The sequence below is a fragment of the Arthrobacter sp. Dra40 genome (genome assembly GCF_059091905.1).
This window is the reverse complement of sequence record NZ_JBNHHB010000224.1, coordinates 1-8,051: the sequence shown is the minus strand read 5'-3', so window position 1 is coordinate 8,051 and position 8,051 is coordinate 1. Positions and strand designations below refer to the sequence as shown.

Below are 8,051 nucleotides of genomic sequence, written 5' to 3'. Positions count from 1 at the left end.
CGAATCGAGGACTGATTTGGCTGCTGCCATGAGGTGGTTCTCCGTATCTCTCCAGGGCCGCTGGGTGCGGTCCGAGGGTTGTCATGGCACAGATCCGCCCGGCGGCTGCAGGCACGGATCGGCGCATAGCGAAGCTACAACGTTAGCCTACCGAAATCTGGAACCCGAACCGGAACCATGAAGGCAGGACGGCTGAGCCGGAGGCGGCGGCCCGATACAGCCGCAGGCAGCGGTGGCGGTCACCTGGTGGCGGAGGCGGAGGCCCGTTGCCACGGCAGCGTGCCGAGCACCGCCGCCAGAAGCGTCAGCAGCGTTCCCAGCACGGTCGCCGTGGTGATCACCGTTCCCGGAGCCGGCACCACCAGATCCAGCAGCAGCGAACCCAGAATCTGTCCGGAAATCATGCCCAAACCGGTCTGGAGCACGCCGAGCGAGCGGACCAACACCGCGGCCAGCGCGATGAAGGCGCATCCAATCGGCCCGCCCAGGTAGTACCACCACTCAAGCGGCAGAGGGTTTCCCGCGCCCGCAATCGCCACTTTGATCCCCCAGCCCGCCCACAGCACTGCGCCGCCCACAACGAAGTTGATCAGCGTGGCCGGCCATGGCGACCCATAGTGCACGGCCTGCACCCCGTTCAGCGCCTGCTGGAAGCTTTGCAGGAATCCCGCGGCCAGCGGCAACAGGACCGGCAGCAGCCAACTGCCGGCAGGGCCCCCGAGCGAGAATTTGGGCGACACCGCCCACGCCACCGCCAGGACGGTAAGCAGGGCGCTGATGACTCGGATGCCGGTGACGGGAGCCCGGCCGCCCGGCCCCAAGCCCAGCCGGTCCACCAGCAGCCCCGACACCGTTTGTCCGGTGACGGCGGCTACCGTGAACAGGGCGATGCCGATCAGCGCCACGGTCTCACCTTGGCTGAGGACCAGGAAGGCACCGCTGCAGCCTGCCAAGAGGTACCAGCGCGGGAACTTGCGTTGCCGCAGCGCCGGGGCAACCCGCCGCAGCCCGGTGCGGGCGGAGGGCAGCAGCAGGCATCCGACGACCAGCAGGAGAAGGCCGGTGCTGAAACTGACGACGGCGGCGGCCAGCCCGTCGTCGAGCCGGGCACCGAGCGCCCCATTGATCCTGCCTTGGATGGGCATGGCTACACCCGCGGCAACGGACAAAACCAGGCCAAAGCCCAGCGGTATGCGCCGGTGGGATGTCATGCCGGCCACCTTCGGACGGGCCTTCACGGCTTGCCCGCGGCTGGAAGGGATGGGTCCCGGTGACTGCTGGACAGCAGCCGGTTCATGATCAGGGAAAACTCGGCGGAACGGGGCACACATGACACTTTATGCCCCGCAACATCGGGCATGATGGAGCCATGGCTTCCGACGAAATGCATGACGTGCCGATCCGCGACGAGATGATCCGGCTGGGCCAGTTGCTCAAGCTGGCCAACCTTGCCGACGACGGGATACAGGCCAAGGAGTTCGTCGAGAACGGGCTGGTTCAGGTGAACGGCGAGATCGAAACGCGCCGCGGCCGGCAGTTGCATGCCGGGGACACCGTGAGCTGCAACGGCGAGACGGTGCGCGTCAGCCGCCGTTAAGGCGTTTCCCGTGGGACGACGGCGGCGCGTTCCGCTGCGGCCGGTGCGCGCCTGCCCCCTGTGCCAGCGCGGGCGGCCCGCGACAGCAGCCGCTGCGCATGCCCCAGGCTACCGGGCCTTGAGCACCTTGTAGGTCAGAAACTCCTTCACGTGGGCCAGTTCCTGGGCGTTGATGCCGTGGCCGATGCCCGCATAGAGGACCTTGGTCAGGTCCACGTGCTCGTTGGCCCAGGTATGGGTGAACTCGATCTTGTCCGGGGTGATGACCGGATCCTCCTGATCGCGGCCCCAGAAGACCGGCGGCTTGATGGCCTTGACTGCATCGTCGCGGAAGAATTCGCTGCCGGCGGCGGGCACGGCGAAGCCGGACAGGCCCACGACGGCGGCAATTTCCTCCGGGCGGTGGCGCAGTACCGACGTAGCTACCGCCATGCCCATGGAGAAGCCCAGCACCGAGACGCTGCTGTGCTGACCCTTCACGCCGTCCAACCAGGACAGCACATCGCTGACTGCCTTCGTGACCTTGTCCACGGAAAATTCCGGCTCGTGCATCAGCGGGAACCAGGTGAACCCGGGCCCCATCGCCACCGGCGCGCGCACGGCCGCCACAGTGAATTCCTCCGGCAGCCCGGGCACCAGGCCCATCAGGTCCTGCTCGTGGGATCCATAACCGTGAAAGAGCACCAGCAGTGGCGTGCCCGCGCGCTCCGGCTCGGTCTTGGACCAGGCCACCACGGGCTGATAAGTAGTTTCAGTCATGCCGACAATGATCGCACAACAACCCCATTACTTGAAAGTTAAAGCTTCACGGCCGCTGCCTCAGGCCGGTGCCGCTCCGCACGGGTTGGCGATTGCCTGCCCGCCGTGCCGCTCCGTTGGAGGTGCCTGTCAACTGGTGCATCCCCGGCGGCTTCTCTCGTGCATCCTCGGCAGCTTCTTGGGACAATGTACTTGTGAGTAACTTGTCTTCATCTGAAGCAACGGCCCCCGTCGTCGCGGCCCGCCACCCCTGGAGCCGCTACGTGGCCATCGGCGATTCCTTCACCGAAGGCATCGGCGACCCAGATCCCGGCAGCCCGGGCGGACACCGTGGTTGGGCCGACCGCGTGGCCGAGGAACTGGCGCGCGGCCACGATGACTTTGCCTACGCCAACCTCGCCATCCGTGGCCGCCTGCTGCAGCAAATCATCGATGAGCAAATCGAACCGGCCCTTGCCCTGCATCCGGACCTTATTTCCGTCTGCGCCGGCGGCAACGACGTGATCCGGCGCAGCGGGGACCCTGACGTCCTGGCGGAGAAGATCGACGGCGCCATCACCCGGTTGGCAAGCTCCGGCGCCACTATTGTCCTGTTTACCGCACCGGACATCGGCGACACCCCGGTGATCGGCAGCGTCCGGGGCAAAGCCGCGATCTTCAATGAAAATCTGCGCACGGTCGCCACCCGCCATGACGCGGTCATTGCCGACATGTGGGCGCTGCGGCAACTGAAAGCTCCGCAGATGTGGGCGCCGGACCGGCTGCATTTCTCCCCGCTGGGCCACCACACCATAGCGGCCATGGTCCTGGACACCCTTAACGTGGAGCATTCCCTCCAACCGGAGGTGCCCAAACCGCTCCCGCCCAAGAACTGGCGCACAGCACGCACCGAGGATCTGGTCTGGGCCCGCCAGCACTTGATGCCGTGGGTTCTTCGCCGGATCCGCCACCAGTCCTCGGGCGACGGGATCCTGCCCAAGCGCCCGGCTGCCGGCCCCTTCTTCGGCCCCGGCATGCCTCCAGGCGCGGCCGAATAACGGAGCGGTTGATGCAGCAGCCGAGTCGCCAGGACATCCGCCGCCACCGGCTGCGGGCGCAACGGCTGTGGGACAGCCCCGGGGACGACGGCCCGGTTGCCGTAGTGCCGTGGCTGCTCGCCTTCCAGTCCCAGGAGTATGCCTACGCCCGCTGGTCGCTGGCGCAGCGCTGCAGCGGGCCGGCCCGGGACGATGCCGCGGAAGTGGATGCGGCTATCGCGGCCGGCCGCATCCTGCGCACGCATGTCCTGCGGCCGACCTGGCACTTTGTGTCCGCCGGGGACCTGCGCTGGCTGATGCTGCTCTCAGCCCCGCGCCTGAAGGCTGGAAACAAGGGCCGGGACCGGCAACTAGGCCTGGACGAGGCGACGGTGGCGCGCAGCAACGATGTGCTGGCCGATGCTGTGGCCAACGGCAGGCACCGCACCCGGGATGAACTCGCCGCCCGGCTCAGCGAAACGGGGCTGCTGGCGGACGACGGGGTGCGGCTGAACGGCGCGCCGCTGCGCGGCCAGCGGCTGGGGCACCTGGTGTTCCACGCCGAAATCGACCGCGTGCTGGTCAGCGGCCCGCCACGCACTGCGGATTCCGGTGCCCTCCAGCAAACCTACGCGTCCTTCGACGAGCGGGTACCGCCGCTGCCGGCGGATTTCGACCGCGACGCAGCACTGTCACAGTTGACCGCCCGGTACTTCGCCAGCCGCGGACCAGCGGCCGTGAAGGACTGCTCCGACTGGTCCAACCTTCCACAGGCTGACATCGCGCGCGGCTTGGAAGCCGGCGGCCACGACGGACTCGAACGGACCGAAGCCGAGGGCGTACAGCTCTGGTATTCCCCGGCCGCCGGAACAGCCGGAAGTACGGCCGTTGCCAATGATGAACTGCCCCGGGCTGACCTGATCCAGTGCTACGACGAATATGTGATGGGCTACTCCAAGACCCGCGGCTATCTCGACGGCGCTGCCCCGGCAGCTCTCAGTAGTACGGTGCCGATGCACGTGCTGCTGCTGGACGGGAAGATGGTGGCCAACTGGAAACACGTGCTCGGGCCCGGCGCGGCGCAGCTGCGGCTCAGGCCGCTGCGGTCATTCACTGAGTCGGAGCGACACGCCGTGGGCTTGGCCGTGGAACGCTACGCAGCATTTCTGCGGCGGCCGGTCACGATCGAACTGATCTGACGTCCCGTTCAACCTGATCCGATGCCCCGCTCGATGTGGCTTGACCGTCCCCTCAACCTCATCCCGGACACGGGCGGGGATCCGCCCTGATGGCGGACCCCGCCGTCGTACTCATGCAGCTTTCAGGTTGGCGGGACGAACCATTAGGCGGGCGCGAAGAACGCCTCGGTGAGGGCCTCATGCAGCTGGTGGATATCGGTGAGGAAGCCGTCGTGGCCCAGCGGCGTTTCAATGGTGTGGACCTTGACTGCCCCGGGCAGCGCCTCGGCCAGCTGCCGCGACTGTTCGGGAAAGTACAGGCGATCGGAATCCACGGCGGCGATGAAGAACTGCGTTTCGGTGAGGCCGCCGAGCGTCTGCTCGAGTGAGCCCCGGCCCCGGGCAATGTCGTGGCTGACCAGGGCCTCGGTGAGCAGGATGTAGCTGTTGGCGTCAAAGCGCGCGACGAGCTTGTCCGCTTGGTAGTCGAGGTAGCTTTCCACTGCATAGCGGCCACGTGCGGACGGCGTGATACCGCCGAACGGCTGCTCCTCCGCCTGCGGCCTGCGTCCGAACCGGTACTCCAGCTCCGGCTCTGCGCGGTAGTTGATGTGCGCAATGCGCCGGGCAATGCCGAGTCCGGCCTCGGGAGCAGGACCGTCGTAAAAGTCGCCGCCGGCGAAGTGCGGGTCCAGCCGGATGGCGGCGACCTGCGCCTGCGCGAAGGCAATTTGCTCAGCGGTGCTCGCGGCGCCGCACGACAGGACTGCGCACCGGGCTGTGCGCTCCGGGAACGTTACCGCCCATTCAAGCGCGCGGGCGCCACCCATCGACCCGCCGAGTACTGTGTGCCAGCGCCGGATGCCCAGCGCGTCGGCCAGGCGCGCTTCGGCCCGGACCGAATCGCGGATCGTGACGAACGGAAACCGTGACCCCCACGGTGTCCCGTCCGGCGCGGGGGACGCGGGGCCGGTGGAGCCGTAGCAGCCGCCAACCATGTTGGCGGCCACTACGAAATAGCGCTCCGTGTCGATCGTGGCACCGGGACCCACCAGATCATCCCACCAGCCGTCCTCGTCGGAGTAACCGCGCGCGACATGCGTGCTGCCGGTCAGGGCGTGTTCGATCAGGACAGCGTTGGACGCGTCCGCATTCAAGGTGCCCCAGGTTTCATAGCCGAGGACCACCTCGGGCAGATAGCCGCCGGCCTCCAGTTCCAGGGCGCCAAGAGGCATCCGGCGCAGAAGGCCGTCCGTCGCCTGTTCCACCAGTTCCTGCGGTTGCACTATCGTCACGCTGCGCTCTACCTGCTTGCCTAGTCGTCCGCACCCTTGGCGGCGCGGAAACCGGCCTCCAGGTCGGCGATGATGTCGTTGACGTTCTCGATGCCCACCGACAGCCGGACCAGCCCGTCCGTCACCCCGGCGGCGAGCCGCTCCGAGGCCGAGAGCTGGGCGTGGGTGGTCGACGCCGGGTGGATCACCAGCGAGCGGACATCGCCCAGGTTGGCCACGTGCGAATGCAGTTCAAGGCCGTCCACAAAGCGCTTGCCGGCTTCGATGCCGCCCTTGATCTCGAAGGAAACGATGGCGCCGGTGCCCTTCGGACCGTACTTGCGGCCGCGGTCGTACCACGGGCTCGAGGGCAGGCCGAGGTACGCGACGGAGGTAACGTCGTCGTGCCCTTCCAGGAATTCGGCGACCTTCTGCGCGTTCGCCACGTGCCGCTCCACGCGCAGGCTCAGCGTCTCCAGTCCCTGGGCGATCAGGAACGCATTGAACGGCGAAATGGCGGACCCCAGATCGCGCAGCAACTGCACCCTGGCCTTGAGGATGTAGGCCAGGTTGGCACCCAAGGCACCGTTGACCCCCAGGTCGCGGGCGAAGATCAACCCGTTGTAGGTCTCGTCCGGAGTGTTGAAGCCCGGGAACTTGCCGGGGTCCGCGGCGAAGTCGAAGGTGCCGCCATCCACGATCACCCCGCCGATGGCGGTCCCGTGGCCGCCGAGGTACTTGGTGGCCGAATGGAGCACGATGTCAGCACCCCACTCAATCGGGCGGATCAGGTACGGGGTTGCCAACGTGTTATCGACAATCAGCGGCACACCGTTCTCATGGGCGATGGCGCTGACGCCCTCCAGGTCCAGCACGTCCTGGCGCGGATTGGAGACGACCTCGCCGAAGAACGCTTTGGTGTTCGGTTTCACAGCGTCGCGCCACTGCTGCAGGTTGTCCGGATCCTCGACGAAGGTGACGTCGATGCCGAACTTGGGCAGCGTGGTGCGGAGCAGGTTGTAGGTGCCGCCGTACAGGCTGGGACTGGCCACGATATGGTCGCCGGCCTCGGCGAGGTTCAGGATGGAGAAGGTTGATGCTGCCTGTCCCGAGGCGAGCAGCAGGGCGCCGACGCCGCCTTCGAGGTTCGCGATCCGGGTCTCGACTGCCTCGCTGGTGGGGTTGCCGATCCTGGTGTAGATAGGCGACAGTTCGGACAAGGCAAAGCGGTCCGCGGCGCTCTGCGTGCTGGGGAAGACGAACGAGGTTGTCTGGTAGATCGGCAGGGCCCGGGCGCCTGTTGCGGCATCCGGCTCCTGGCCTACGTGAATCTGACGGGTCTCAAAGGACCAATCTGCAGTGGACATGGTGCAACTCCTTCAGTGGAAGGGGTCATCCGGGATCCGGCCGTGCCGGCATGTCTATCCCGGGTGTGACCCGCGCTTGCGCACCGCCTCATGGCGGCTGCCTGGTCTTCACCCGGGGCACCCCACGCGGTTGGAGGGTTGCCGGCCAGCAAACCGGGGTTTCACGCTGGCACTCATGACCTGCTTCCAGTGTCCGTGGCCAGGCGTCCAGCCGCAAGAATGTGACACCTTATGACCGGCCGCGGCACAGCCTTTCCCCGCATCGTGGGGGCGGGCGCGGCTGGGCCGCTCCCCGCACTTTGGGGCGCGCACGGCAGAGCTTCTCCCCTGTTTGAGGCCGTGCCATGGCTGCCCGCTTTGCTCATGACCTATGGTGAAGAGCCGCAGCGACAACCGAGTGACTTAGGTCACCCTAAGTCGAGAGCGGGTTCACAAAGTGCCAAGATATAGCCATGCGCTTCGACCATGTTTCCTATGCTGCTGAACCCGACGGTCTGGCTGCCACTTCAGAGCGGATAGCCGCAGCTCTGGGCATCGACGCAGTCAAGGGCGGGGTGCATCCCCGCTTCGGCACCCGCAATATGATCTTCCCCCTCACCGACCACCACTACCTGGAGGTCGTGGAGGTCCTGGACCACCCCGCGTCGGACAAGGCCCCCTTCGGCCAGGCGGTCCGTGCACGGTCCGAAGCCGGCGGCGGCTGGATGGGTTGGTGCGTGGAGGTCGGGGATCTGACCCCGTTCGAAGAACGACTGGGCCGCCACGCCGTGCCCGGCAACCGCAAGTTCCCGGACGGGCAGGAATTGAGCTGGCAGCAGATCGGCATCAAGGGCTTGATCGCCGACCCGCAGGTTCCCTAC

At 67.0% G+C, this 8,051-nt stretch carries 8 protein-coding genes and 1 riboswitch; of the genes, 4 read left to right on the top strand and 4 right to left on the bottom strand.

Going from position 1 to position 8,051, the window contains the following annotated elements; translation table 11 throughout:
• Positions 1–239: 239 nt before the first annotated feature.
• Positions 240–1,211: a DMT family transporter gene (locus AC5RWT_RS31920; protein WP_494083722.1), complete on the bottom strand. Its 972-nt coding sequence runs from the start codon at positions 1,209–1,211 to the stop codon at positions 240–242.
• A gap of 158 nt (positions 1,212–1,369) precedes the next feature.
• Here AC5RWT_RS31920 and AC5RWT_RS31915 point away from each other — a divergent pair, with 158 nt between their 5' ends.
• Positions 1,370–1,597, top strand: a complete 228-nt coding sequence (locus AC5RWT_RS31915; protein ID WP_494083721.1) for an RNA-binding S4 domain-containing protein — start codon at positions 1,370–1,372, stop codon at positions 1,595–1,597.
• A 108-nt stretch (positions 1,598–1,705) separates the two neighbouring features.
• Here the strand turns inward: AC5RWT_RS31915 and AC5RWT_RS31910 are convergent, their stop codons facing one another.
• Positions 1,706–2,356 carry an alpha/beta hydrolase gene (locus AC5RWT_RS31910; RefSeq protein WP_494083720.1) on the bottom strand — a complete coding sequence of 217 codons (651 nt, stop codon included), beginning with the start codon at positions 2,354–2,356 and terminating at the stop codon, positions 1,706–1,708.
• 194 nt (positions 2,357–2,550) lie between these two features.
• On the opposite strand from AC5RWT_RS31910, the gene AC5RWT_RS31905 reads away from it, so the two are divergent.
• Both AC5RWT_RS31905 and AC5RWT_RS31900 read left to right on the top strand, forming a co-directional pair.
• A complete protein-coding gene (locus AC5RWT_RS31905) occupies positions 2,551–3,393 on the top strand; it encodes an SGNH/GDSL hydrolase family protein (protein WP_494083719.1) in 843 nt (280 codons plus the stop codon).
• A gap of 11 nt (positions 3,394–3,404) precedes the next feature.
• Positions 3,405–4,571: a winged helix DNA-binding domain-containing protein gene (locus tag AC5RWT_RS31900; protein WP_494083718.1), complete on the top strand. Its 1,167-nt coding sequence runs from the start codon at positions 3,405–3,407 to the stop codon at positions 4,569–4,571.
• Positions 4,572–4,714: 143 nt separating this feature from the next.
• Here AC5RWT_RS31900 and metX read toward each other — a convergent pair whose 3' ends face one another.
• On the bottom strand, positions 4,715–5,785 hold the full coding sequence (metX, locus tag AC5RWT_RS31895; protein ID WP_494083723.1) for a homoserine O-acetyltransferase MetX: 1,071 nt from the start codon (positions 5,783–5,785) through the stop codon (positions 4,715–4,717).
• Between the two features lie 80 nt (positions 5,786–5,865).
• On the bottom strand, positions 5,866–7,191 hold the full coding sequence (locus AC5RWT_RS31890) for a bifunctional o-acetylhomoserine/o-acetylserine sulfhydrylase (protein WP_494083717.1): 1,326 nt from the start codon (positions 7,189–7,191) through the stop codon (positions 5,866–5,868).
• Positions 7,192–7,258: 67 nt separating this feature from the next.
• A riboswitch (SAM riboswitch) is annotated at positions 7,259–7,372 on the bottom strand.
• 271 nt (positions 7,373–7,643) lie between these two features.
• On the opposite strand from AC5RWT_RS31890, the gene AC5RWT_RS31885 reads away from it, so the two are divergent.
• A partial coding sequence (locus AC5RWT_RS31885) for a VOC family protein (protein ID WP_494083716.1) occupies positions 7,644–8,051 on the top strand: 408 nt, incomplete at its 3' end.

Bases quoted from the DNA above. Each gene is read 5' to 3' on its own strand.
- AC5RWT_RS31890 (WP_494083717.1), bottom strand. From the start codon at position 7,191: ATGTCCACTGCAGATTGGTCCTTTGAGACCCGTCAGATTCACGTAGGC.
- metX (WP_494083723.1), bottom strand. From the start codon at position 5,785: ATGCCTCTTGGCGCCCTGGAACTGGAGGCCGGCGGCTATCTGCCCGAG.
- AC5RWT_RS31910 (WP_494083720.1), bottom strand. From the start codon at position 2,356: ATGACTGAAACTACTTATCAGCCCGTGGTGGCCTGGTCCAAGACCGAG.
- AC5RWT_RS31915 (WP_494083721.1), top strand. From the start codon at position 1,370: ATGGCTTCCGACGAAATGCATGACGTGCCGATCCGCGACGAGATGATC.
- AC5RWT_RS31920 (WP_494083722.1), bottom strand. From the start codon at position 1,211: ATGACATCCCACCGGCGCATACCGCTGGGCTTTGGCCTGGTTTTGTCC.
- AC5RWT_RS31900 (WP_494083718.1), top strand. From the start codon at position 3,405: ATGCAGCAGCCGAGTCGCCAGGACATCCGCCGCCACCGGCTGCGGGCG.